We start from the raw sequence: 25,800 nt of genomic DNA, 5'->3' as shown, positions 1-25,800 counted from the left end.
TCACATGTGAATAATATTTTTCTTCATCTGATTACGTTTACTCAATTTCCTTTCAACAAATATTTTTTCATTTGTATACGGATCAACACCAGTAAAATATATAGCCGTGCTTAAGGTACCAGGTGTAGGTGTAAAGATTTGAATTTGCTGAGGTCTATATCCCAATTTTTCTCTAATAAATCTTTTCAAATGACTATTTTCTTTAAAAGATTCTCCAGGATGACCAACAATAAAATAAGCAACTACATATTTTTTCTTGGAGTTACTTTCATATTTCCTTTTAAATTCCAAAAACTTATTAATATTCGGTTTTCTCATAATCTTTAAAACATTTTCATGAGAGTGTTCCGGTGCCAGCTTCAATTGCCCGGGGGTGAATTTTGGAAGCTCTCTAATAAAAATTTCACCGTATTTTTTATCTTCCAAAACCAAATCATGTCTTATTCCAGATGAAATAAAAACATTTTTCACTCCATCTACCTCTTTTATAGTATATAACAAATCCAACAATTTACTATGATCAACTAATGAGTTTTTACAAGGTTCCTTAAAAAGACAAAATCTATTACACTGTCCTTTTAAAGCACGAATATTACACTGAGCTCCATACATATTTGCTGTAGGACCACCAACATCAAAAATTGTTCCCCTAAAATTTTTCATTTTTCTTAAAATCTTCACCTCTTCCAAAATTGACTCTTTACTTCTAGAAATAACATGCGTTGTTTGATGCTGGGTTAGTGCGCAAAATGCACACATACCATAACAACCTCTAACAGTAGTAATGGAAAATCTAACTGTTTCAATAGCTTTGACCTTCCCATTCTTTAAATAAAAAGGATGAACTTCCCTTTCAAAAGGTAACAAATACAAATTATCAAATTCATTTCTATCTAAAGGAAACTGAGGTGGATTTTGCACAACATATCTATTGTCTTGCTTTTGAACAATTAAAATATCCCTATTTGGATCAGTTAAAAAACTAATCTTTTTAAATGCCTCATTATATTTCAATTTATCATTCAATATTTCCTCATAAGAGGAAATTTCAATTGCTTTTTCAACCCTTTTTGACGTCCACCAAACTACCCCCCTGATATCGTTACATTTACTTGTATCCCCATATTTTTGCAAACACTTTGCAATCTCCAAAATCGCCTTTTCGCCCATTCCGTATACCAAAAGATCCGCTTTTGCATCTAACAATATAGATTTTCTAAGTTTATCAGACCACCAGTCATAATGTGCAAATCTTCTTAAACTTGCTTCAATACCACCGATTACAATTGGCATGCCCTTAAAAAACCTTCTAACTAAATTTGAATACACTATTACCGCCCTATCTGGTCTTTTATTGCCAAGTTTTTCTGGAGTATAATCATCTTTTTTTCTTTTCTTCATAGATGCCGTATAATTTGCAACCATTGAATCAACATTTCCACCGGTTATCCCAAAAAATAAACGAGGTCTTCCCAACCTCGTCACATCTCTATCATCCTTTACGTCAGGTTGCCCAATAATCCCTACTTTAAATCCCTTTGAAACAAGATAACGCCCCAACAAAGAAACACCTATTGAGGGATGATCAATATAGGCATCCCCCGTAATTAATATTATATCTAAATATTTCCACCCTAATTTTTCCATATCATATTTTGTAGTGGGTAAAAACATTTAATTTCCCTCCAAAAGCTCATGAAACATTTCAAAATAACTTTCATATCGTGACTTTGCAATTAATCCATCTTCAACTGCTCTTTTGATTCCACATTCTGGTTCGTGTATATGATTACAATCAGGATACAAACATAAAAAATTACTAAATTCCGGGAAATAATTTTTAAGTTCTTCACTTTCAACTTCACTAATATCTAAACTGGCAAATCCAGGTGTATCGGCAATCCATCCACCAAAATCAAATTTCAACAATTCAATAACAGTAGTTGTATGTTTACCTCTATCTAACTTTTTTGAAATTTCACCTACTTTTAACGATAAACCAGGATTAATAGCGTTTAATATACTACTCTTTCCTACCCCAGACATACCTGCCATAGTAGACACTTTATCTTTAAAGACTTCTACAAGCTTATCAATTCCCATTCTATTTTTAGCACTCACCAAAAAAACAGGATACATTTTACTATAAATACTTAAAAACACATCAATTTCCTCTCTACTTAACAAATCACATTTATTTAAAACAATGACAGCGGGTATTTTTACATTTTCTACCAAAACTAAGTACCTATCCAATATTTTTAGAGGCACTTCAGGTCTTTTTAAAGAAGTAACAATCACTACTTGATCAATATTTGCAACCCTCGGACGTTTTAATTCGTTCTTCCTATTTAAAATGTTTTCTACAATCCCTTCATTACCTACTATATGGCGATATTCTACAAAATCACCAACTATCGGCCTAATTCCTTGTTCCTTAAATTTTCCCCTAAGCTTACAAATAAATACTTTCCCTGTTTCTATATCTTCAACCAACGCCATATTTGACATAAATTTTAATACCAAACCTTTTTTTCTCATTCCATACCTCCTGTTTCACCAAAATCAACTAATAATCTTATTTTGGAATTCTCAGAAATCTCACTTCCAAAACTTGGGTAAGATGCCAATATCCTTCCATCTGGGCCAGGAAATTTTATTTTTACTATTTCAACATCAACTCCACGTTTTTTCAAAAAGCTTATACCTTCAAGATAAAAAACACCATACAAATTAGGTAATTTAAATTTTTCATCTCTCAATATTATTTTTATAGTTCTTCCCTTTTTTAACACACTAAACTTTGGAATAATATCAACAATTTGTCCTTTGTTAAAAAACTCCACCTTAAATCCAGAACTACTTAGATCTTTTTCTATATCTTCAATTTTTTTACCATTCAACTCATCAATTGAAAACGTCAAGAAATTTGTTCTTTGGAAATAATAATTTATACCTATAAATGCCAACGCCCCAAAATAGATTCCAAATAAAAATATTATCAAAGATTTTAAAAACCTTATTTTATATTCCTCCTTCTTAATTGTCCACAAGCAGCATCTATATCTGTACCTTTTTCTTGCCTAATTTCACACTCTATACCATTTTTCTCTAATACCTCTTTAAACCTCTCAATTGCCCATTTGCTTGGCCTATGAAATTCAGGATTTACTGGATTAACCGGAATGAGATTGACAAATACACTCAATCTTCTTAATAATTCTGCTAATTTAACAGCATCATCTGGATAATCATTAAACTCTCTTATTAAAATATACTCAATTGTAATTCTATTACCTGTGATTTCTTGATACTTTTTTAATGCATATATTAACTCTTCAACACTGTATTTTTTATTTAACGGAATTATCTGATCTCTTTTAAAATCTGTGGGTGCATGTAAAGATAATGCCAATTTCACGTCTAAACCTGATTTTGCAAGTTCTACGATTTTTTCTGGAATTCCAACGGTAGAAATAGTAATTCTTCTAATCCCTATATTCAACATCTTTTTGTGATTTAATATTTTAATACTATCCAGCACATTTCCAAAATTTAATAGTGGTTCACCCATTCCCATATAAACTACATTTCCCACTTTAACTTTTCTATTCAATTCAATAGCCAAAATTTGACCTACAATTTCACCAACAGTTAAATTTCTCACAAAACCACTTTGTCCCGTTGCACAAAAACTACATTTTACCGGACATCCTACTTGCGTAGATATACAAGAAGTAACCCTACCTGAATGAAATAACGCAACAGACTCAATTGTGTTACCATCTTTTAATTTCCACAGAAACTTTGTAGTTTTATCAATTTTAGAAACCTGCATATCTAATAGTTCTGGAATATCTATTGTAAATCTTTCTGAAAGTATCCTTCGGTGTTCCTTAGAAAGATTTGTCATATCGTTAAAATCAAAAATTTTTTTCTTATAAATCCAATCCAAAACTTGATCCACCCTATATCTTTCTAAATTTATCTTTTTAAATTCTCCAACCAATTTATCATACTTAAAGTCCAAAATACTCTTCATATTATTCCCCTCCAAATTTTTTCTAATATTATTCTAACACAAATGTCCAAAAATTAATACTATACTTCGAAAAACAAAGAATTATTAATTTAACATAGTATTATTACATCAAATAACTTAATATAACCAATTAATGTTATATTATTTTTATATAGTAAAGTGATATGATATATTTAGGAGGTGATTAAAATGAAAAGAATAACATTATTGATACTTCTTTTCTTGTTTTCGAGTATTTATTTTTCCATGTTTTTAGGAGCAAGCATTGGAAAAGAAATGAGTGGAAAAAACCGATTTGTTTTAGGAGCAGAATTAGGCACTTACTCAAGCATTATAGGTTTTTCCTTAAACATTTACTATCCACTCTCAGGAACTAATTTGGATTTAGAAAACACCAATTTCTCAGAAATAAAATTAGTTGAATTTGATCCATACTTGCTTTTTAATCTAAAAATCTCTAGCACTTCTATTTACGTTGGAGTTGCACCAATTCTTATTGTAAATCTACAAAACACAGAAATTGGACTTTATTCGCAAGAAATATTCCATGGAAAATTGGGATTAAAAACTGGAGCACCAATAACGCTATCACTCGAAGCAATTACTACATTTAATCTTCAATTTTTAAGCACCGGAATCTATACCCTAAATCTTGGTATAGGTCTTACATTCTAAAGGAGGGATAATTATGAAAAAAATTATACTTTTATCATTTATAATCTTAATATTCATATTTGGATGTGTTAACATTCCAACGTTGCCCAAATTAATTCCGAAAGATCCAGAAGGAGTGCTTAAACCTTCAACAAGTTTGTACACTGATCTTACGTTATACCTTACAACTGACAAAACACCGTTTTTAGTACCACTTTCCGTTCCAGATTATGTAAGGTTAAAATTAAGTGTTCCCGATATTTCAAATCTTTCTGATAGCGAAATAAAAGTCTTCGAAGACAATAAAGCTCAAGGATTTCTTTTATTTAAAGAATCTGAAAAAAGAACACAAATTGATATAATGATTGTATTAGACACAACAGGAAGCATGTATAACGCAATTGAAGGGGTTAAAAACAGCATTCAAAATTTGATTATCACTCTAGAAGCAAGTGGCTTAGATGCAAGAATAGGAATTGTTCCATTTGATGATGCTGCACCTTCTAAAAATATAACGGTATCACCCGCCTGGTTGGATCTTTCAGATGCAAGTAGCGCTAAAAATTTTGTTTCTAGTTTATCTGCATACGGTGGAGGAGATTTCCCTGAAAATCCATACGCAGGTATCATGTATGCATTTAATAACGCATCTTGGAGAACTTCTTCTCAAAAAATTATAATACTCATTACAGATGCATCTGCACATTATAAATCAGAATCATATCCTGGAGATGCCGAAGGTGAAACTTTATACAATAAAAGCGAAGTAATCGATGCTATAACAGGATACGTAACAGTACACGGTGCTTTTGTGCCAACATATTATTATAATATTACCGATACTGATTTTAGCAATCCTGAAGATCCAAGGGAAATCATAGAAAAAACAGGAGGAATTGTAAACTATACCGATTCATCTGGCAATGTTGATTTGACAAATATAGGTCTTTTAGAATACATTTCTTCAAGCTGGATAATTGCATTCGAAAGTGATTCTCCAAATGCAACGCATACAATAGAAGTATTTATAGATCACGAAAACCTCAAAGGTTACAAAAAACTTGAAAATGTAAATTATTAAAATTATAAAAAAGGTCTTCAACTTGCGGTAAATCCAAAAATGAAACAATAAAAAACACCCCCTAGGTGGTAAACAAAACCAACGAGGGGGTGCTTTTTTTTGGTAAATAAATAGCAAAAATTTTATCTCTTCCTAAACTAAAAGAATAAGTTATTAGACTTTATTTTAAAATTTAAAACAAATCATTGTTTCTTTTCTTATGTATTAATCTAAGTAGAGTTAGTTTAAGGTCCAATTAGAGCACTTTATAAATCATTTAAAATTTATTAAAAACTTGGCTTTGAAACTTTAAATGTTGATAATTATACTAGTCACCTGACATATGGAAGCACAAAAAATTATACTAAGTATTGTTTCATTTAAAAAAGAAAAATATTAGACATCTTAATTTTGAAATAACACATGATGATAAAGTGGCTATTGTATGTTCAAGTGAAGAAGGAAAAACAACTTTTATAAGACTTGTTTTAAAGTATATATCACAATACAAAGAAAAGATTTGGCAGGTTTGAAAAAGTTTATACAAAATAAAAAAACTTGACATAGTTCTTGGAAGCAATAAAAGCAATATTTCTGGCAGAGAAAAAATAAAAATAGCACTTGCAAGATTATTACTCGAAAATAGTTGGAGATATTTTTTGAAAATCAAATCATACGTATCAGATATGTTCAATGATATAGATAAAATACAATTATTTGAGGCTCATAACTTTGAAATGAATTTTTACAAATATAAAAAGAGTTCGTATTTTAACGATTCTATCCTCAAAGACTAAAAACATGGCTTCAGTGGTATACTGAAGCCATGTCATTCAAAAATTAATAAATTAATTTTTTGTTTATCATATTTTTTTTGTTTATCATATTTTCGAAAGCAAGTCTATCTCATCTGCTTTTTCATCTTTTTGAAAGTGCCTGTGCAATATACATACCTTGAGAATTTAATTTTGCAAGTGCTTCTTCCATTGCAGAGAATTTCGCCCACAAATCTTGTTCTTTTTTCTGCAAAATTTCAATCCAATTTGCCATTTCTTTTGCAAGGACTCTCTTTTCTCTCCCTAACCTTCCACTTACTCCTGCAACTTGATCTATTTCTCCATTGAATTTTGTTAAATCATAAAGATAATCTTTCACTTGACTTGCAAAACTTGTTTCAGAACCTCCAAAAAATTTCCAAACAGAATCTACACCATTTTTCGAAATATACTCTTTTAATTTATCTTCATCTAATTCAATATGACCTTTCATCGTATTTTCAAAACCTATACCGCTATCTCCTGAAGTTATTCCAAGTTCCCATAAATAATTACCATTGTACGAATCATATAAAAATCCTCTCATTTTGTCAAAAATTCTTCTTAAATATTGATCATTTTTTAAGTAACCTTGTATCTTTTCTTCTTCAGACATTTCACTTTCATCTTTACCTTTAACCTTATCTTCAGTTAATTTAGTGTATAGATAATCAGTCATTTCATTCCATTTATCGACAAATTCTTTAACTTTTTCCACTATAGCATCTGTATCAGTATTAACACTTATAGTTACATTTCCTAAATTGTATGCAGTAAATTCTAAACCATTGTAAGTAAATGTATTATTATCAGAATAAAGGTCATAAGTTAGACCAGAATCAGTTGTTAATGTTGCATGGGCTATATCTCCCAATGTAAATGTCCCAGTATCAAGCCCAAGCCCAGAAGGTGCTCCAGATATATTTATAATAACATCACCCATTTCATTTGCTGTTATAACTATTTTGTTATTATTCTCATCATACGATGCTGTAACATCACTAACATTATTGTTAATTCTTGAAATTAGATCAAAAATTGTGTCAGTATCTGAATAAGAGATTGAAACATCATTTATTGTAAAAGTTCCACTTCCCGATATTCCTAAATCTGCTAAAGTTTTACTTGTTGAATATGTACCAATATCTCCCGAACTTTGCAACGTATAAGTTCCCGAATTGTTTATCAAATTTGCATCATCTAATTTAAAAACATTTAAAAAGTTACCACTTGATTGTGAAATTGAAAAAATATCAGAAGATTGTATCACTAATTTATTTTCTACATCATTAAAAGCAACGGTTGCAGAAGCACCCGCAGTTGTAAAAGCATTTGAAATTTTATTTACAATATCATTGATCGTATCCGTTGAAGATATACTAATATTTACATCTGTATTATTAACAGTTAAAACTAATGTCGAATCTTGTGGTACATATTTATGGTTTAAACTAGAATACGTATCTGTGGAAGTTATATCAACACCAACTTTTCCACCATTATAAATGCTTCTTGAAGCCAATTTATCAATAGAAATAGAATAATTACCATCCAAAACAGTAGCGCTAGCATCAGCTGCTAAAACCGTTGCATCAGAAACCGTTGCACTCTTTGGAATTAGATTAGATTGTAACTTAAAATCTGTTAAATAATTCATAAAATCTCGCAATTTATCAGAAACATTATTATATGCTTTCTGTTGATAATCTAAAACCTTAAATTTTTCATTAAGCCTATTTAAAGGCCGGGATTCTACTTCCATTATTTTATCAATTATAGAAGCTGTATCTAACCCAGAAGATAAACCACCAAATTGAAACATTGGAGCATTGGAGGTATATCTATAGTTAATATTCTGAGCAATAGAACTATAATCCATAATATTACCTCCTTAAGCTCTTTCATCAAATATAACACCAATCAATTCTTCAAGATTCTTTGCAAGTCTCAAAGCAACCTCTGGAGGAATTTGTCTAATAATTTCCCCCGTATCCTTATCTTTTATTTTCACAACTATCATCCCTGTATCCTTGTCAATATTAAATTCCGCTTCACCTCTAAAAATTTTCTTTAATTTTTCCAAATTTTCTTTAAACTCTTTCGCAACGGCATTCAAATCAACATTTCTATTTTGTTGATCTATCGCTTTTTTTTGATCTAAATTTGGATTTTTTAGGTTATTTTCAAAAATTTCTATTTTGCCATTACTCACCCCTTTAACACCATCCATGGTTATCCCTCCTAAAAAAAGCTACCTATATTAATTATCGGAAGTATTTTCATTATTTTTAGATGAAATTTCATCTAAAAGTTTATTTATTTTTACACTTTCTTCTATCCCTATATCTTCTTTGAATCTAAGCTCTGGTGTAGTATAGATTCTTAGATTTTTTGCAATATATTTTCTAAAGAAACCTTTATATTTTACCAAAAGCTCAACTGCCTTTTTTCTATCTTCCGCACTACCAATATAACTTACATAAACATCTGCATATTTTTTATCTTTTGAAATAATAACCCTTGAAATTACTATGTAACTTCTTATTGCATCAAACTCCGGAACCTTAATTTTTCGTAACCCTTCAGAAATAAGTTCTCTTATACGATTTTCTATTTTCATATTTCTATACTCAGGATTCATTTTCTTCTCCTCCTTCTAAAAGAGCTTTCGCTTTTGCCAAAGCGTTTCTTATTTTAATTGAGATATCAATCAAATCCGACGGTTTTATACCTAAAACTTTAAATGTTTTGGCAGATAATGTAGGTTCACAATATGAACCAGAATATCCATTGTACATCAAATTCGAAAAATAATTTGCAAGATGTACAATGTATAAAATCGTATCAAAAGCTTCTTGATCGTTATTTTCTGGTTCATCATGGTAAAGAGAAACTATTTGAAACAGTTCTGGAAGCTTCCATTGCTCAATTAAAAACGCCCCAAGTTCACCATGAGTCTCTTCACCTAACTTCTTTTCCAAAGTGTAAAAACACACCTTATTAGACTTTGATTTTTCAACCAAACTAGTAATATATTTTGGAAATGCAATATCTAATACAATTTTTCCAATATCATGCAAAAGCCCCGCCATAAACGCTTCTTCCTGTTCAGGATAACCGATAATTTTTGAAACCACCTCTGAAATTATAGCAGTTGACATAAAATGTTGCCAAAGTTTCTTCTTATCAACATTTGAAGCCCCTTTATTTAAAGAAGAATACGTAAAAATCGACAACGCCAAATTTCTTACAGTTTTAAATCCTAAAATCATTACAGCTTCGCTTATCTTTGTTATTTTTCTTGGAAGCCCATAATACGCAGAATTTACCAATTTTAAAACTTTTAGAGATAACGAAGCATCCATTGAAATAGCCTTTTCAAGATCTTTTATAGACGAATCCGGATTAGATGCTATATTTATTATCTGCTGAACTTGAAAATCTGGCGTTGGAATTTCTTCTATTTCTTTTATAAATTTTACCAACATTTACTCACTTCCCCAATGGAATTCTCACTATAAATCTTGTCCCCTTCTTTACTTCAGATTCTACATCAATATTTCCTCTGTGCAATCTTACAATTTCTTTTACAATTGCAAGACCTAACCCGGTACCAGAAACTTCATAAGTTAAACTTCTATCCCCTTTGTAAAACTTCTCAAAAATTTTATTTTTCTCTTCTTTAGAAATTCCTATACCGTTATCCTCCACTTCAATAATTAATTCATTGTCTTCATTTTTTATGTTAACCTTTGCAAATCTTTCATCTTTCTCTTTATCGTTGAACTTTATCGCATTATCAAGTAAATTGTACACCACCTGAAAAATTCTTTTTCTATCCGCAAATACAGTAACTTCACTACAACTATGTTCTAATTTTACCCTAAATTTTTCTGCAAATGGAGATACCTTCTCCAAGACACTTTGTAAAACCTCACAAATATTAAACTCACTATATTCTAACTCCATTGTACCTGATTCTATTAATGTAAAGTCCAACAAGTCATTTAATAGAGCCTCTAGTCTCTCACTTTGTTCGTATATAATAGAAAGGAATTCTTTTTGACTTTCAGGATCAACCTCCATATTCAATAAGGTCTCGGTATACGCCTTTACAGCAGATAGAGGAGTTCGAAGCTCGTGAGAAATATTTGCAACAAATTCCGTCTTCATCTTATCTAATTGTTTTAGTTTTTCCAATTCCATTTCATATGTAACATTGTTGAAAGTGATAATATACTTGGTACTACCTAAAAAATCAAATTTTGTTTTTACAATGGTAAAATAATTTTCACCAAATTCCTTAGAATGTATATTTGCATCATCTAAAATTAAAAATTTAAAATAATCCTTTATATCATACTTCTCTATTATTTCTTTACCAAGCTTGTTTGAAAACTCTAGTTCACCTTTTTCATCCAAAACAAAAATACCTTCGCTAATAGAATTTAAAACCTCAAACATAAATTTTTCAGAATTCTTTATTTTTTCAATTAATACCAAATTTTCTAAAGTAATTCCCGTTAAAAAAGAAAAAATTTGTAAAAAAACCATTAATTCGTTATTAGGTTCTTTATTAGTTCTTACAATTATACTTCCCAACATTTTCCCTTGTTTAACTATGGGAATTATTCCAATAAATTCATCTGATTCCAAAAAAAACGAAGGCAATAATCTTTCTTCAATCCAGGCCATATAATCAGAATATTTTGAAATATCAAACACTTCTGGATCAAAAAAGACCACTTCATTTTGCTTTAAAACTAAAGCACCGTTATACTTTAACATTGCCTTTAATGATTTTAAAAGTGTTCTATAAACTTCTTCCTCAGTTTTTGCCTTCCCTATTTCATGAATAAAACTAGAAAATAACGTATCAATATTCAAATTCTCACCTTCTACATTCTTTCTGGTGCTTTAACTCCCAAAAGATTGAACACTATCTCATAAACATTTTTAATAACACTCAGTAAACCTAATCTTGCCAAACTCAGAGGGATATTTGTTTCATCAATTATTTTATATTTTGAATAATAACTGTGGAATTTTTCGGAAACTAAATAAATATAATTTGTTAAAAAGTGAGGTGATAATTTTTCTTCAACTTGTTTAAGGGAATTAACAAATTCATCCAACAATTTAATTATACTCATTTCTTCCGGATTTTCCAAAAGTTCTATATTATCCAAATAATCGCCTTTTATCCCTTTTTCATAGGCTTTCTCAAAAATGCTATTTATCCTCGCATATGCATATTGTACATAATACACGGGATTTTCATTAGTTTTAGACTTTGCAAGTTCTAAATCGAAAACTAAATGTGTATTTACATCATTCATAACAAAGAAATATCTTGTGGCATCTTTTCCTGCTTCATCTAAAAGTTCTTCCAAAGTTACAAAATTACCTGCCCTCGTACTCATTTTTACAACTTCTTTTCCACGTTTTAAAGTAACAAATTGATGAAGTATGAAATTTAAAAATTCATTAGAAATATCAAGAGCGCTCATAGCAGCTTTCATTCTAGGAATATGCCCATGATGGTCACTGCCAAAAATATCATAAACTTTGTTATATTCTCTCTCAAATTTATACAAATGATACGCAATATCCGTCAAAAAATAAGTATAAGTACCATCACTCCTAATTAAAACTTTATCGTCTTCGTTGAGAAACTTTGACACTTTAAACCAAAGCGCGTTATCCTTTTCATATACTAAATTTTTCACTTTAAAAATTTCCAATACCCTGTCAACATATCCTTTTTCTATTACAAAACTTTCCTTTATTTTACTATCAAATTTACAACCTATTTTGTTAAGTGTCCTCTCCATACTATCTAATATACTAGATACGGCTTCCTCCATGAAAAACTTCTCCACTTTCTCATCCCATTTATCTACAAACTTATTTCCTTCCCTTTCACTCAAACTTCTTGCAATATCCATTAAATACGTACCTTTATAACCATCCTCAGGTAAATCATATTCTTTTCCGAATAACTCATTGTACCTCACCCATAAAGAACGCGCCAAAAGTCTTATTTGTCTTCCTGCATCATTTAAATACATTTCTTTTTCAACATCATACCCCAAAAACTCCAAAACATTACCTAGAACATCACCTATCACTAGCTGCCTTCCATGCCCTACAGTAAAGGGACCTGTAGGATTTGCACTACCATATTCCAGCTGTACTTTCAATTGTTTTGGTTTTGGCCTCCAATAATTTGTACCCTTTTTTAACATCTCTTCCAAAATACTGATATAAAATGCCTTTGAAATTCTAAAATTTATAAAACCCGGCCCAGCAATATTAACTTCTAAGAATAAAGGATCACTTTCCAATTTTGCAACGAATATCTTTGCTATCTCAAGAGGGGGTTTCCTGAAATACTTAGCTCCAATTAAAGCTACATTCGTTGAAAAATCCCCAAATCGTTCATCTGGAATTTCTATGTTATAAGAATAATCAAAACCTTCTTCCAAAAGTATACTTTTTATTTTTTCATCAATTATATCTCGTATCAAACCTTTGCACCTCCAAGATCCTCAACTAATTTTAAAATTTCCGATACCCCTTCTTTAGTCACAGCTGAATAAGGTATAACAATATAGTTTTCACCAAATAAATTTCTGTAATACCTAATCATTTTAGATTTTTCAGACATCTTTAACTTGTCTATTTTAGTCAAAACAATGGAAAAAGGTAAATCCATTTCTTTTAACCAATCAATCATCATTTCATCGTTTTTTTGCAATTCATGTCTTCCATCAACAAGCAAAAAAATCATCTTTATATTCCAAAATCTACTTTCAAAATAAAATTCTATTATTTGCTTCCACCTAAGTCTTTCTTTTTCAGAAACTTTGGCAAAACCATAACCAGGTAAATCTACAAAATAAAGTAAATCATTTATTTTATAAAAATTAACAGAAGCAGTTTTTCCTGGCTTTTTACTTGTCTTTGCAATGTTTCTCTCTGTTAATGTATTCAATAAAGTTGACTTTCCCACATTCGATCTTCCAACAAAAACAAACTCACCATTTAACGGCTCAGGATATCTTTCTTTTTTACTATATATAGTTTTTACCAATTCAACACTCTTTATCTTCACAAATCAATGCCTCCCTTAACACTTCGTCAATTGTATTTACGAAAACAAATTTGATATCTTTTCTAACTTCTCCTGGTATTTTTTCAATATCATATCTATTTTGATATGGTAAAATAATTTTCTTTATTCCTTTTCTATACGCAGCTAAAACTTTTTCCTTTATTCCTCCAACGGGCAAAACTCTTCCCCTCAATGTTATTTCACCCGTCATTGCAATATTGTTATCAACAGGAACTTTCTTAACAGATGAGAACAAACTAGTTACCAAAGTAACGCCTGCACTTGGTCCATCTTTTGGCACTGCACCTTCTGGAACATGGATATGTATATCATTCTTTTCAAAAAATTCTGTAAACTCCTCTCCACAAAGCTTTTTCACTAAACTAAAGGCAATTTGTGCGGATTCTTTCATCACTTCTCCCAATTTACCTGTTAATATTAATCTTCCCTTTCCCGGAAATAATATGCTTTCTATAAACAAAGTCGTCCCGCCATATGCCGTCCAAGCAAGTCCAGTTGATACACCAATTGTTGGTTTTTTTAATCTGTTTTCTTCTTTTATCCTTGGAGCCCCAAGGTAATCCTTTACTTTTTTGGTAGTTATGATTACTTTTTCTTTCCCTTCCACAATTTCCAAAATAGATTTTCTAACAATAGTCCTCAACTTTCGTTCAAGTTCCCTAACTCCAGGTTCAAGCGTATATTCTAAAATAATTTGCTTAATTGAATCATTCCTAAATACTATCTTTTTTCTTTCAAAATTTAACTCATTGAATATTTTAGGGAGAATATAATCTTTTGCTATATGAAATTTTTCAACGTTAGTATAACTTGGAATTTCAATAATTTCCATTCTATCTTTTAGTGGTTCTGGTATATTGTATAAAGTATTTGCTGTAGTAATGAATAAAACCTCTGACAAATCAAAAGGTAATTCCAGATATAGATCAACAAAATCTTTATTCTGCTCTGGATCCAAGACCTCAAGCAATGCAGATGCAGGATCACCTTGAAAACTTATTCCCATTTTATCAATTTCATCTAATAACAATACCGGATTTTTAACACCTGCTTTTCTAATAAGTTGAATAATTCTTCCAGGTAATGCCCCAACATAAGTCCGTCTGTGGCCTCTAATTTCTGCTTCATCTCTTAAACCTCCTAAAGACATCCTTAAAAATTTCCTTCCCAAAGCCTCTGCAATAGAACGTCCCAAAGAAGTTTTCCCCACACCTGGTGGCCCAACAAAACAAATAATAGGTGCTTTCATCGACTTTGAAACACTACGTGTAGCCAAAAATTCCAAAATTCTTTGCTTGGGTTCTTCAAGACCAAAATGATGCTTTTCCAAAACATTTTTAGCAATCTTCAAATCAGATAATTCCTCTGTCTTTTTATTCCAAGGTAAATTTAAAATCCAATCTAAATAATTCCTTATAACATTTGCTTCAGGTGAATAGGGAGACATCTTTTCAAGTCTTTTCAATTCAAATCTTGCTTTTTCTTTAACATAATCCGGCAAATCATCATTTTCTATTTTTTCTTCTAATTCCCTAATTTCAGCATCTTCTTCTCCACCAAGCTCTTCTCTAATAACCCTTAGTTTTTCTCTTAAAAAGTATTCTTTTTGCGATTTTTCAATTCTTTTCTTTACCTTTTGATCTAATTGGTGTTCTATTTCAAGTAATTCCGTTTCTTTAGATATTAATTCCAAAATTTTCTCTAAACGTCTTGCCGGATGTAATATTTCAAGTAATTCTTGCTTTTCTTCTAAACTTCCAGGGCAAATTGATGCAGCTAAATCTGCAAATACATCGGGATCTTCCATATCCTCCAAAAACATTAAAGCTTCTGTGGGGAGCTTTCTAGAATATTGTATGTATTTTTGCATTTCATCTCTCACAACTCTCATTAAAGCAATTAATTTTTTTGTCTTCCGATATTTTGATTTTAAAAGCTTTATCTTAAATTTAAAGTATTTTTTTTCAATTGATTTAATCCATTCCGCCCGCGAAATTCCCTCTACCAAAACCTTAAAAGTTCCATCTGGAAGTTTACCAATTTGCATTATTTTTACAACTGTTCCAATTTTAAATAAATCAATCTCTTTGGGTTCTTCAATCTTTGGATCTTTCTGATTAACTACAAACAACAATTGATTGTAATTTTCCATTGAATCCTCTAAAGCATATAACGACTTTTCACGCCCTACATAAAATGGTACAACAGTATTTGGATATACAACAACATTACTTCTCATTGCAATGACGGGTAACTCTCCCGGAATTTCTATTTCTTCCTCATTTAATTTTGCAACCTTCTGTTCTAACTTCTCAAACTTTTTTTCTTTCATTCATCCACCTCCTTAGACTAATAGTTAGTTTCTCCAAGTCAGTAAAAAATTCAAGATCTCTTGTCTTTTCATCCCTATGATAAAAGTTTATTTTAAGCCCTTCTTCAGTAAAATAATCCTTAAATAAATCACTCCATTCTATTATAAAAATTCCTTCTTTATCTTCAAAATTCTCTTCTAATACGTAAAAAACTTCGTCAAAATCAGATATTCTATAAAGATCCACATGATAAATTGTTCTTTTTCCTTCATAAACGTTAATTATAGAAAATGTGGGACTACTCACTTGTAACCAATCCACTCCAAGATAGTAACATAAATACTTCGTAAAAGTGGTTTTTCCTGAACCCAAATCTCCATTTAAATATATAAAATTTAAATCATCAATATTTTTGGAAATTATTTTAGTTAAACTTTTTAAATCCTCTAATGATACATTTTCTATCTTCACAATATCACCTTTTAAAGATAAGATTTAACATAAGAGTCAGCACTAAACTAAATAAAATCATAGAAGTTATAGGAATAATTATCACAAAATTACCTTTCTTTATAACAATATCTCCAGGTAATGGAAATATTTTAATCTTCTCTAAAATCATTGCTATTATTCCAATCATTATCAGAAGAGTTCCCATCCAAATTAGTACTTTCCACATCTTTATCACCTCTAAAATATTCAAAAGGCAAAGCAACAGTTTCTCCATCCCTTGTATATATAGTCACCCTCGATAAAAATACATTAACCGTTATTACTTTTGCATCTTTTCCTTCATACTTAATAGTACTTCCTTCATCTGGTATATTTTTCAATGCATCGATATAAAAATCATATTCAAATTTCAAACAACATAGTAATCTACCACAAGGACCTGTTATTTTGGCAGTATTAATCATCATTTGTTGTTTTTTGGCATGTTTTAACGTAATACTATCAAAATTCCTCAACCAGTACGTACAACAAGCTTTTTTTCCACACAATCCAAGTCCTTTAACAAATTTCATTTCATCTCTCGCACCTACTTGCCTCAACTCAATTCTCGTCTTAAACTCTTTTGCAATATCCTTTACAAGTTCTCTAAAGTCTACCCTATTTTTTGAACTAAAATAAATAACCAATCTTGAATCATCCAGCATCAATCTTGCATCAAGTATTTTCATATTTAATCCATGCTTTTTTACCAATTTCTTAGTAACATTAATAGCTTCATCGGCAATTTTTCTGTTTTCCTCTATTTTTACCAAATCTTCAGAAGTTGCCTTTCTAAATATTGGTTTTAAGTCGTATCCTATTTCATCTATACTCATTTGTCTTTTGCCAATTCGCACAATTCCATAATCTAAACCAAATTCACTCATTACAACTACTTTGTCACCAAGCTTTATATCTTCCCCATTATCTGTATAATAAATTATCGGACCAATAGGCATCAATTCCACACCATATACTTCTGCAACTAATCCCATATTTATTCCTCCTTTTTTTCTCTCAAATAATTATACCATGAAATAAAATATGAAGAATTCAAAAAATATTTTGTATTACAAACAAAATATCGTATAATTACCTTAAAGTTGATACAGATTTAAAAAAAATGAAAATGAAATAACATACCATTTTCCAAAAAGAATTTAGTGTTATCAATAATCATATTTTTGGTCGTTCTTTAGACGACAGATTTAGAGGGTTTGTTCTTGAAAAAGTTATTTCCTAAATTTTAACTATCAAACTTTCAACAGTACAAGAAAAAAAGAACAATAATAAGATCTTTCGACAATTCAGGCACTGATTTGTTAATTTTGAATCCAAAAAAATTATACAAAACACATTACTTCTATTCAATCTGCATCACTTGGATTTGAAAAGAATAAAAGCAGCTTTTTGAAGAATTTTATTCGTGGATCTATCAAAGGAGGGATTATAATGCTGTATATACTACTTTTTTTGTCAGGTATTGGTGCAGGTTTTGTAAATGTTCTTGCAGGTGGTGGCTCTATGCTAACACTACCTATCCTTACACTTCTTGGGCTAGATATTTCAGTAGCTAATGGCACAAACAGAATAGGCATACTTTTGCAGAATATAATTGCAACTACAAATTTTAAGAAAAACAAGGCCTTTTCAGTTAAAGAGGGTTTGTTACTTTCCATTCCAACTACAATAGGTGCTATCTTTGGAACTTTCACCGTGTTAAATATAGATAAACACATTCTAGAAAAAATAATTGGAATTATTTTTTTTATAATGAGTGTTTTTATCTTATACAAACCAAAAGTTTGGGAAGAAGGAAAAAAAGTTAAAAAAAACTATCCTTTAAGTTTTTTAATCTTTCTAATAATAGGCTTTTATGGTGGATTTATACAAGCAGGTGTTGGTTTCTTTCTAATTACAAGTCTAATCTTCATAGAAGGGAATAATATTATAAAAGCAAATGCTCTGAAAGTATTTATAGTCTTATGTTATACTTCTTTCTCATTTCTCATATTTTTACTAAATGGAAAGATAGATATATTAAAGGGCACAATTCTAGCATTTGGAACAATGATTGGTGCAAAGCTTGGAACAACTACTGCACTAAAAAGTAGTACAAAATTTGTAAGGTTAATAGTATTTGTAATGATAGTAATTTCATCAATAAGATATCTACTTTAAAATAGAGCTCCACATGGTAATGACTTAAATTTTATCGTCTCCCATTTTATTTTTTAACATTTTCATTTTTATTTATCTTCGTCAAGAAAATTAGACTACATATGATATAATATTTTCGGAGGTGAGATAGATGGAAGTAAAAATAAAAAGGCCTTCCAAAAAAGAATTAGAAGAGTTAAATGTTTTCCAATGGCCTATTTGGACAAAGGAGATTTCTGAATTTGATTGGTACTATGATGAAACAGAAATTTGTTATTTTTTAGAAGGGGAAGTCGAAGTTGAAACAAAAGATGGCAAAGTTTACAAAATTGGAAAAGGTGATCTCGTTGAATTTCCAAAGGGATTATCTTGCATCTGGAGAGTAAAAGTTCCAGTAAAAAAACATTATAATTTCAAATAAAAATTAAAAAAGGGGGAGTTTCTTATGAACGTTGAAAAAACCACATTAAAGGAATTTTGCGATATGGTTTCTGATAAATCACCAGTACCTGGTGGAGGAGCAGTGGGGGCGATTGTTGCAGCTTTTTCTGCTGCACTAAATCAAATGGTTGCAAATTTAACCATCGGTAAGAAAAAATATGCTGAATATGAAGAAAGCATGGAAGAAGTTTTAGAACACATGGAATATTCAAGAAATAAATTACAAGATATAGCCACAAAAGATATGGAAGCATTCAACGAAGTTATGAAAGCAATTAAAATTCCAAAAGACAATCCAGAAAGAGGAAAAATTTTACAAGAAGCATTAAAAAAAGCAGCTGATGTTCCATTTGAGCTTGCAAGGGAAACTAGAAATATATTAAAATATTCACAAATCACAAGTAAATTTGGAAATAAAAATGCTATATCAGATGCATATTCTTCAGCAGAACTTGCCTATTCTTCTTTCAGAATAGCTATGTACAACGTATTAATTAATCTTTCAAGTATAAAGGATGAGGATTTTGTAAAAGAATATAAAGAAGAACTGGAAGATCTAAAAAATGAAGTCGATGGATTATACAAAAATATTAGGGAGTTGATAAAGGAAAATGGGTTTGAAATTTGAGCTTTTAAAAACAACTAAAAACGCCAGAAGAGGTAGAATATATCTACCACACGGAGTTGTAGAAACTCCAACTTTTATGCCAGTGGGCACTAATGCAAATGTAAAATTAATGACACCTGAAAACTTAAAGAATGTAGGTGCACAAATTATACTTGCCAACGCATTCCATTTGTATTTAAAACCAGGTATAGAAGTTTTAAAACATCATGATGGAATACACAATTTTATGAATTGGGATAGACCGGTTTTAACTGATAGTGGAGGGTTTCAAGTATTTAGTTTAAGAAAGGGTAGAAAGATAACAAAAGATGGAGTATTAATAAAGTCTCCACTAGATGGAAGTATGCATATGATTACCCCAGAACTCTCTATGGAAATTCAAAATACCATTGGTTCAGATATAGTTATGGCCTTTGATTATTGTGCTGAACCTGGAATTACTCATCAAGAAGCAGTATATGCACTGGAACTTACAACTCAGTGGGCTGAAAGAAGTTTAAAAAAAATAAGAAGTTTGTCGGATCAAGCAATATTTGGTATAGTTCAAGGAGCATTTTTTAAAGATTTGAGGGAAAGAAGTGCAAAAGAAATTACCAGTATGAATTTTGATGGATTTGCCATAGGCGGATTAAGCGTGGGGGAAGAATATAACTTAACTTTAGAAATGACTGAATTTACAGTTCCTCTTTTGCCTGAAAATAAACCTAGGTATTTTATGGGAGCAGGAGCACCAAAATTAATAGTTGATCTAGTTAATCTTGGTGTGGATGTTTTTGATAGTGTACTACCAACAAGGGTGGCAAGGCATGGTCAGGCTTTGACGTGGAAAGGGAAAATAAATATAAGAGCTGCAAAACATAAATTCGACAAGACACCTATTGACAAAGAATGTAAGTGCTATACATGTAGAAATTATTCTAGAGCTTATTTGAGACATCTTTTTGATAGAGGTGAAGCTTTAGGGCAAATACTTCTAACGATACATAATTTGCATTTTATGATGGATTTAAGTAAAAGGATTCGTGAAAGTATTGATAACGACACCTTTGAGGATCTAAGGGGGGAGGTTTTAAAATATTATGCTTAAAAAAATTTTAGTAATTTTATTAAGTATTCTAAGTGTTTTTTTATTTTCCATGAGAAATATTGAAAACCCTGCAAATTTTAGAGAAAATTATACAAGCTTGGGGTTTACATATTCTACTTATTTTTCAGATATATGGATCACTAAATTTGGATTGTTTTATAGTGAAAAAGAAGATAATTTGATCGGCAAATTATATCTTTTTACCGAAAATGCAAGCCCAGAAAATCTCAATAGGGTTGGTTATATCTTGAAATCAGTGGGCGATGAATTTCAATGGGGTATAAACTTTCTCGTTAAAAAATATACTAATAGCACAAATGAGGGATACTCTTTTTGCTTAGGCGTAGGTTTTATGAGTAAAATCATAGATTACGTAAAGTTGGGAGCTTTTGTTGAAGAACTGACACTTTTTGCCCAAAGTCCATTTGAATTTTTTAAACCAGATGTTGGTGTAGATTTGATAATTGGGAATGAAACATATAGTCTTGTTGCAAATTTTCAATTTATAAAACAAGAGTACTTTCAGTTTAATGTAGGTCCTGTACTTAACTTTAAAACATTGGAATTAGGTGCTTTTTGGAATCCAGGATATATTATTAACAAATCGTTTTTCAATAAAATCAGTGGTTATTTTGCATTAAGAATAGAAAAACTTATGGTATTACTTGATGCATTTTATGCAATTGACAGAGATACAGTTTCTGATTTACCAATGCACTATGAAAACACACTGTACGGTTACAATCTATTATTTGAGGTGGGGTTTTAAATGAAAAAAATTTTGGAAAAAGACGATATTAGAAGGTCCCTAATGAGAATTTCGCATGAAATACTTGAAAAAAATAAAGGCGCAAAGGATATTGTTTTAATTGGTATATTTACAAGAGGATATTATCTAGCTAAAAGAATAGCTGAAAATATAAAGAAAATAGAAAATGTTGAGGTAAATGTAGGAGGATTAGATGTAGGACCATTTAGAGATGATGATAAAAAAACAAACATAGATAAAAGTGAAATAAACTTTGATGTAAAAGATAAAATAGTTATACTAGTAGATGATGTGTTATTTACCGGTAGAACAGCAAGAGCAGCTATGGATGCAGTAACACATAGAGGAAGACCAAAACTTATACAATTATCCGTTCTTGTAGATAGAGGACATAGAGAATTTCCAATAAGACCTGATTATGTAGGAAAAAACATTCCTAGCTCGAAGGATAGGGAAATAGTAAAAGTAAAAATAAAAGAAATTGACGACGAAGATGCAGTATATATTTTCAATAAGGAGGCGTAATGGTGAAACTTTTTGGGACCGATGGAATCAGAGGAGTTGTAAATGAATTCTTGACTCCAGAACTTGCATTCAAATTAGGAAATGTATTGGGAAATATGGTAGATAAAAAAATATTTATCGCAAAAGATACAAGGGCATCTGGTGATATGTTAGAAGAAGCTTTGGTTGCAGGAATTACATCTGCTGGTGTAGATGCGTATAAATGCGGAATTTTACCAACTCCTGCTCTTGCACTTATTACTAGAATAGAAAATGCCGCTGGTGTTATGATTTCCGCTTCACATAATCCACCAAAGTACAATGGTTTAAAAGTTTTAATGAAAGGTTATAAGCTTCCAGATGAAATTGAAGAAAGAATAGAATTTGAAATGGAAAATATAAAATATTGTAATTATAAAAATATTGGAAGAGTAATAAACTACAGTTTTGCGCATGAAGAATATTTTGAATACATAAAAAAGACATACGAAGGTTTAGATTTACGAGGGATAAAATTAATAGTTGATGTAGCAAATGGTGCCACATATGATTTAAATCCTAAAATTTTAGAATTTTTTGGAGCAAAAGTAGAAGTAATTAATGATAAACCAGATGGGTTTAACATAAACAAAGAATGTGGTTCTACACATCCTGAAGCGGTTAAAAAATATATTACAGGTGGTAAAATTTCGGTTTTGTATGATGGTGATGGAGATAGATGTATATTTGTAGATGAAAATGGAAATGAATTTCACGGCGATAAAATTTTAGGCGTTACAGCACTCAAATTGAAAAGCGAACAAAGATTGGCAAATGACACAGTTGTGTTAACAATACTTTCAAATATGGGAGTTGAAGAATTTTTAAAAAACAATAAAATTAATACTGTAAGAACCAAAGTTGGAGATAGATATGTCTTAGAAGAAATGTTAAAAAATAATTACGTTTTAGGCGGAGAAAGAAGTGGGCATATAATTTATAAAGATAGAAACACAACTGGTGACGGATTAATAACAACATTGGAGGTTTTGTCTCATCTTGTATGGCAACAAAGTACTTTATCTGAGTTATCAAAATTGGTGCCTGATTATCCACAAGTTATGATAAACGTAGAAGTAAAAAATAAAGAAGTTTATAAAAACAAGAGCGTTTTTGATCTTATGAAAGAAACAAAGAATTGTAGAGTTATTATTAGACCATCTGGTACAGAACCAGTTATTAGGATTTTAGTTGAAGGTCCTGAATTCGATGAAATTAACCATGTAGCAAATGAATTTTCAAATTTAATTGAAAAATTGGATAAGGAGTGAAAAGCATGGCAAATATAACTGAAGAAATGGTTTGGAATAAGCTTAAAGAGGTTATTGATTTTGAAATAGGTTTAGACGTTGTTTCTTTGGGATTAGTATATGAAGTTAAAGTGGATGACAAAAACAATATATTTGTATTGATGACTATGACAACACCAATGTGTCCACTCGCCGGTATGATTTTGCAAGATGCAGAAGCAAAATTAAGAGAATTAGATGGGGTAAATGATGTAAAAGTGGAATTGACCTTTGACCCACCTTGGACACCTGAAAGGGTAGATCCAAACGTCAGGTCACAACTTGGTATATGAAGGTTTTAGACGTAATTGATATCTTTAGAAAAAAAAGGCTTCCAGAATTGGAAGCCTATATTCTATTGAAATATTTTACCAAAAAATCAAAAGAATATCTTATCGCACATCCAGAGTATGAATTTGATGGAACTGAATTTGAAAAATGGATAAATTTGAGATTAAAAGGTTATCCCTTAGCTTATATAGTTAAAGAAAAGGAATTTTTCAAATACAAATTTTATATTGAAGAAGGAGTTTTAATTCCAAGACCTGAAACTGAACTTTTAGCAGAGATTGCAATCGATATAATAGAAAAAAATAAAATAAAAAAGATTGCAGAAGTTGGTGTTGGAAGTGGTGCGTTAATTATTTCAATTCTTTTAAACACAAATTGTATTGGTTATGCAACTGACATATCTGATAAGGCAATAAAAGTAGCAACCATAAACTTAAAAAGGTACAACCTTGAAAAAAGGTTAAAAATACAAAAGGGAAAATATCTTGAGCCTTTCAACAAAAAATTTAGTGAAATTGAACTTATTGTATCTAATCCACCTTATGTAAGAAAAGACGCAATTCTTTCTTCGGAAGTACACTATGAACCAAAAGAAGCTTTGTTTTCAGGTGAAGATGGACTAGATTTTTACAGAAAATTCTTAGATTTGTATGATTTTTCTGATAAAATTGTAGTAATGGAAATAGGTCATGATCAAGGAGAATTTTTCAGGAAAAAAGATTGGACTGTTATAAAAGATTATTCGGGGAACGACAGAATAGTAATGAAAGATTTTCGGAGGTGAAATTTTATGAAAGTAGTCTTGTTAAGAGATGTTCCAAAAATTGGGAAAAAGGGAGAAATTAAAAATGTTTCAGATGGATATGCAAGAAATTTTCTTATACCAAAGGGATTGGCTCTTGAAGCAACTCCAAAAGTTTTAAAAAGATTAGAAGACGAAAGAAAAAAAGCAGAAGAAGAAAAAGCAAGGAAAAAGAAAGAAAATGAAGAAATTTTAAAAAATTTACAAAAGTATTTCTATAAAATTCTGGTAAAAGCAGGAGAAAGTGGTAAGTTATTTGGCGCTTTAACTAGTTCAGATATTGCGGATGCTATTTTAAAATTTTCGGGTATAAAAATAGATAAAAAGCATATAATATTAGACAAACCTATAAAAAATGTTGGAATTTACGATATTTTAATAAAATTTCCAGAAGGGGTTTCTGGAAAAATTAAAGTTGAAGTTGTTCAGGAGGGTAAAAATTGAATATAATCGCTTATTCCAAAGCTTTATATACAACTTGGATTTATTATTCTCCTGAACGGATACTTTTTGATTCAGGAGAGTCTGTTTCTACGCTCCTAAATAATAAAATCTATGCTATAAAACACATTTTTTTGACCCATGGTCATGTGGATCATATATCCGGATTATGGTCTTTGATTAACACAAGAAATAATGCGATGGGAGATAGAGAAAAGACATTAAATATTTATTATCCAAAGGGAAATAAAGGAATAAAAGAATATTTAGAATTTATTAAAAAGATGAATTCTGACTTAAAATTTAAATTGGGTATATTTCCTTTAGAAGAAGGTGAAAAAATAATTTTAAGGGAAAAGAGCCCTAAAAAATATATAGTACCATTTAGAGTGACACATACATATAGTGAAAAAAGTTTCGGATATCATATCTTTGAAGTAAGAAAAAAATTAAAAAGAGAATTTCAAGAATTTGAACAATCTAAATTAGCAGAACTTGCAAAAAAATATGGTGGAGATTATATTTCGGAAAATTTTGAAAAGAAAATATTAACAGTTTCTGGAGACACATATCTTCTGAAAAAAGAAGATATAAAAGATACGGAGATACTATTTCACGAATGTACTTTTCTCAAAAAAGAAGATAGAAAGTATAAAAATCATGCTGTTTTAGAAGATGTTTTAGAACTTGTGAAAGACACCAATGTAAAAAAATTAATTTTATACCACATTTCAGGAAGATACGGTAGAAGACCGGAAAAGTATTTGGAAGAGTATGTAAATAATTTAAATATGGAAATTTATCTTGTAAAACCCGAAAAAATATTTAGATTATGA

Annotated in this window: 29 protein-coding genes; 14 read left to right on the top strand and 15 right to left on the bottom strand. The window is 30.3% G+C overall.

Translation table 11 applies throughout. The features are described from left to right. From XJ44_RS08040 to rlmN, 4 genes are read right to left on the bottom strand one after another with little or no spacing between them, the layout of a single operon-like run. Positions 1 to 1,674: a YgiQ family radical SAM protein gene (locus tag XJ44_RS08040; RefSeq protein WP_077198654.1), complete on the bottom strand. Its 1,674-nt coding sequence runs from the start codon at positions 1,672 to 1,674 to the stop codon at positions 1 to 3. After that, on the bottom strand, positions 1,675 to 2,541 hold the full coding sequence (gene rsgA, locus XJ44_RS08035) for a ribosome small subunit-dependent GTPase A (protein ID WP_077198653.1): 867 nt from the start codon (positions 2,539 to 2,541) through the stop codon (positions 1,675 to 1,677). Next, positions 2,538 to 3,053 carry a PASTA domain-containing protein gene (locus XJ44_RS08030; RefSeq protein ID WP_077198652.1) on the bottom strand — a complete coding sequence of 172 codons (516 nt, stop codon included), beginning with the start codon at positions 3,051 to 3,053 and terminating at the stop codon, positions 2,538 to 2,540. Before XJ44_RS08030 ends, rsgA begins: the two co-directional genes overlap by 4 nt. After that, complete coding sequence (gene rlmN, locus XJ44_RS08025) at positions 3,020 to 4,042, bottom strand: 23S rRNA (adenine(2503)-C(2))-methyltransferase RlmN (RefSeq protein ID WP_077198651.1); 1,023 nt, start codon at positions 4,040 to 4,042, stop codon at positions 3,020 to 3,022. The genes XJ44_RS08030 and rlmN overlap by 34 nt, the downstream gene beginning before the upstream one ends. A 189-nt stretch (positions 4,043 to 4,231) precedes the next feature. Here rlmN and XJ44_RS08020 point away from each other — a divergent pair, with 189 nt between their 5' ends. The 3 genes from XJ44_RS08020 to XJ44_RS09255 all read left to right on the top strand — a co-directional run bounded on the left by XJ44_RS08020 (position 4,232) and on the right by XJ44_RS09255 (position 6,553). Next, the gene (locus tag XJ44_RS08020; protein ID WP_075666454.1) at positions 4,232 to 4,717 is read left to right on the top strand and encodes a hypothetical protein; all 486 of its coding nucleotides are present in this window, start codon (positions 4,232 to 4,234) and stop codon (positions 4,715 to 4,717) included. Positions 4,718 to 4,730: 13 nt separating this feature from the next. Further along, complete coding sequence (locus XJ44_RS08015) at positions 4,731 to 5,777, top strand: vWA domain-containing protein (RefSeq protein ID WP_077198650.1); 1,047 nt, start codon at positions 4,731 to 4,733, stop codon at positions 5,775 to 5,777. A gap of 638 nt (positions 5,778 to 6,415) precedes the next feature. Beyond that, the gene (locus tag XJ44_RS09255; protein ID WP_158071833.1) at positions 6,416 to 6,553 is read left to right on the top strand and encodes a hypothetical protein; all 138 of its coding nucleotides are present in this window, start codon (positions 6,416 to 6,418) and stop codon (positions 6,551 to 6,553) included. Between the two features lie 121 nt (positions 6,554 to 6,674). Here XJ44_RS09255 and fliD read toward each other — a convergent pair whose 3' ends face one another. The 11 genes from fliD to XJ44_RS07960 are packed head-to-tail and all read right to left on the bottom strand — an operon-like array spanning position 6,675 to position 17,508. Continuing rightward, on the bottom strand, positions 6,675 to 8,450 hold the full coding sequence (fliD, locus tag XJ44_RS08010; protein ID WP_077198649.1) for a flagellar filament capping protein FliD: 1,776 nt from the start codon (positions 8,448 to 8,450) through the stop codon (positions 6,675 to 6,677). A 12-nt stretch (positions 8,451 to 8,462) separates the two neighbouring features. Beyond that, on the bottom strand, positions 8,463 to 8,801 hold the full coding sequence (locus XJ44_RS08005) for a flagellar protein FlaG (protein WP_077198648.1): 339 nt from the start codon (positions 8,799 to 8,801) through the stop codon (positions 8,463 to 8,465). A 30-nt stretch (positions 8,802 to 8,831) separates the two neighbouring features. Then, positions 8,832 to 9,212 carry a 30S ribosome-binding factor RbfA gene (gene rbfA, locus XJ44_RS08000; RefSeq protein WP_077198647.1) on the bottom strand — a complete coding sequence of 127 codons (381 nt, stop codon included), beginning with the start codon at positions 9,210 to 9,212 and terminating at the stop codon, positions 8,832 to 8,834. Then, positions 9,202 to 10,059 carry an HDOD domain-containing protein gene (locus XJ44_RS07995; protein ID WP_077198646.1) on the bottom strand — a complete coding sequence of 286 codons (858 nt, stop codon included), beginning with the start codon at positions 10,057 to 10,059 and terminating at the stop codon, positions 9,202 to 9,204. The genes rbfA and XJ44_RS07995 overlap by 11 nt, the downstream gene beginning before the upstream one ends. Before the next feature lie 4 nt (positions 10,060 to 10,063). Further along, complete coding sequence (locus XJ44_RS07990) at positions 10,064 to 11,458, bottom strand: sensor histidine kinase (RefSeq protein WP_077198645.1); 1,395 nt, start codon at positions 11,456 to 11,458, stop codon at positions 10,064 to 10,066. 11 nt (positions 11,459 to 11,469) lie between these two features. Further along, a complete protein-coding gene (gene argS / locus XJ44_RS07985) occupies positions 11,470 to 13,101 on the bottom strand; it encodes an arginine--tRNA ligase (RefSeq protein ID WP_077198644.1) in 1,632 nt (543 codons plus the stop codon). Beyond that, a complete protein-coding gene (yihA, locus tag XJ44_RS07980) occupies positions 13,098 to 13,688 on the bottom strand; it encodes a ribosome biogenesis GTP-binding protein YihA/YsxC (protein ID WP_075666446.1) in 591 nt (196 codons plus the stop codon). The genes argS and yihA overlap by 4 nt, the downstream gene beginning before the upstream one ends. Beyond that, positions 13,669 to 16,041 carry an endopeptidase La gene (gene lon / locus XJ44_RS07975; protein WP_075666445.1) on the bottom strand — a complete coding sequence of 791 codons (2,373 nt, stop codon included), beginning with the start codon at positions 16,039 to 16,041 and terminating at the stop codon, positions 13,669 to 13,671. The genes yihA and lon overlap by 20 nt, the downstream gene beginning before the upstream one ends. Next, entirely contained in the window at positions 16,022 to 16,492 is a 471-nt protein-coding gene (gene tsaE, locus XJ44_RS07970) for a tRNA (adenosine(37)-N6)-threonylcarbamoyltransferase complex ATPase subunit type 1 TsaE (protein ID WP_075666444.1), read from the bottom strand. The genes lon and tsaE overlap by 20 nt, the downstream gene beginning before the upstream one ends. A 4-nt stretch (positions 16,493 to 16,496) precedes the next feature. Further along, positions 16,497 to 16,643, bottom strand: a complete 147-nt coding sequence (locus XJ44_RS09510) for a DUF2905 domain-containing protein (RefSeq protein WP_369819179.1) — start codon at positions 16,641 to 16,643, stop codon at positions 16,497 to 16,499. Continuing rightward, positions 16,624 to 17,508 carry a PSP1 domain-containing protein gene (locus XJ44_RS07960; RefSeq protein WP_075666442.1) on the bottom strand — a complete coding sequence of 295 codons (885 nt, stop codon included), beginning with the start codon at positions 17,506 to 17,508 and terminating at the stop codon, positions 16,624 to 16,626. Before XJ44_RS07960 ends, XJ44_RS09510 begins: the two co-directional genes overlap by 20 nt. A gap of 457 nt (positions 17,509 to 17,965) precedes the next feature. On the opposite strand from XJ44_RS07960, the gene XJ44_RS07955 reads away from it, so the two are divergent. The 11 genes from XJ44_RS07955 (at position 17,966) to XJ44_RS07905 (ending at position 25,800) form a co-directional block, all read left to right on the top strand. Then, positions 17,966 to 18,694, top strand: a complete 729-nt coding sequence (locus XJ44_RS07955; RefSeq protein WP_143609011.1) for a sulfite exporter TauE/SafE family protein — start codon at positions 17,966 to 17,968, stop codon at positions 18,692 to 18,694. A 130-nt stretch (positions 18,695 to 18,824) separates the two neighbouring features. Continuing rightward, entirely contained in the window at positions 18,825 to 19,094 is a 270-nt protein-coding gene (locus tag XJ44_RS07950; protein WP_075666441.1) for a cupin domain-containing protein, read from the top strand. Positions 19,095 to 19,118: 24 nt separating this feature from the next. Beyond that, positions 19,119 to 19,742 carry a cyclodeaminase/cyclohydrolase family protein gene (locus tag XJ44_RS07945; RefSeq protein WP_075666440.1) on the top strand — a complete coding sequence of 208 codons (624 nt, stop codon included), beginning with the start codon at positions 19,119 to 19,121 and terminating at the stop codon, positions 19,740 to 19,742. Beyond that, positions 19,726 to 20,829 (top strand): tRNA guanosine(34) transglycosylase Tgt, encoded by a 1,104-nt coding sequence (tgt, locus tag XJ44_RS07940; protein ID WP_077198643.1) that lies wholly within the window; start codon positions 19,726 to 19,728, stop codon positions 20,827 to 20,829. The genes XJ44_RS07945 and tgt overlap by 17 nt, the downstream gene beginning before the upstream one ends. Further along, positions 20,822 to 21,598 carry a hypothetical protein gene (locus XJ44_RS07935; protein WP_077198642.1) on the top strand — a complete coding sequence of 259 codons (777 nt, stop codon included), beginning with the start codon at positions 20,822 to 20,824 and terminating at the stop codon, positions 21,596 to 21,598. The genes tgt and XJ44_RS07935 overlap by 8 nt, the downstream gene beginning before the upstream one ends. After that, positions 21,599 to 22,123, top strand: a complete 525-nt coding sequence (gene pyrR / locus XJ44_RS07930; protein ID WP_077198641.1) for a bifunctional pyr operon transcriptional regulator/uracil phosphoribosyltransferase PyrR — start codon at positions 21,599 to 21,601, stop codon at positions 22,121 to 22,123. Between the two features lie 2 nt (positions 22,124 to 22,125). Continuing rightward, positions 22,126 to 23,412, top strand: a complete 1,287-nt coding sequence (glmM, locus tag XJ44_RS07925) for a phosphoglucosamine mutase (protein ID WP_084758787.1) — start codon at positions 22,126 to 22,128, stop codon at positions 23,410 to 23,412. 5 nt (positions 23,413 to 23,417) lie between these two features. Next, complete coding sequence (locus XJ44_RS07920) at positions 23,418 to 23,723, top strand: metal-sulfur cluster assembly factor (protein ID WP_075666435.1); 306 nt, start codon at positions 23,418 to 23,420, stop codon at positions 23,721 to 23,723. Continuing rightward, entirely contained in the window at positions 23,720 to 24,505 is a 786-nt protein-coding gene (prmC, locus tag XJ44_RS07915; protein ID WP_075666434.1) for a peptide chain release factor N(5)-glutamine methyltransferase, read from the top strand. The genes XJ44_RS07920 and prmC overlap by 4 nt, the downstream gene beginning before the upstream one ends. A 6-nt stretch (positions 24,506 to 24,511) precedes the next feature. Continuing rightward, complete coding sequence (gene rplI, locus XJ44_RS07910; RefSeq protein WP_075666433.1) at positions 24,512 to 24,967, top strand: 50S ribosomal protein L9; 456 nt, start codon at positions 24,512 to 24,514, stop codon at positions 24,965 to 24,967. Beyond that, positions 24,964 to 25,800 carry an MBL fold metallo-hydrolase gene (locus XJ44_RS07905; RefSeq protein WP_077198639.1) on the top strand — a complete coding sequence of 279 codons (837 nt, stop codon included), beginning with the start codon at positions 24,964 to 24,966 and terminating at the stop codon, positions 25,798 to 25,800. Before rplI ends, XJ44_RS07905 begins: the two co-directional genes overlap by 4 nt.

It is taken from the genome of Thermosipho affectus, assembly GCF_001990485.1.
GTDB classification, from domain to species: Bacteria; Thermotogota; Thermotogae; order Thermotogales; family Fervidobacteriaceae; genus Thermosipho; species Thermosipho affectus.
This window is presented reverse-complemented; position numbering and strand designations above follow the sequence as displayed.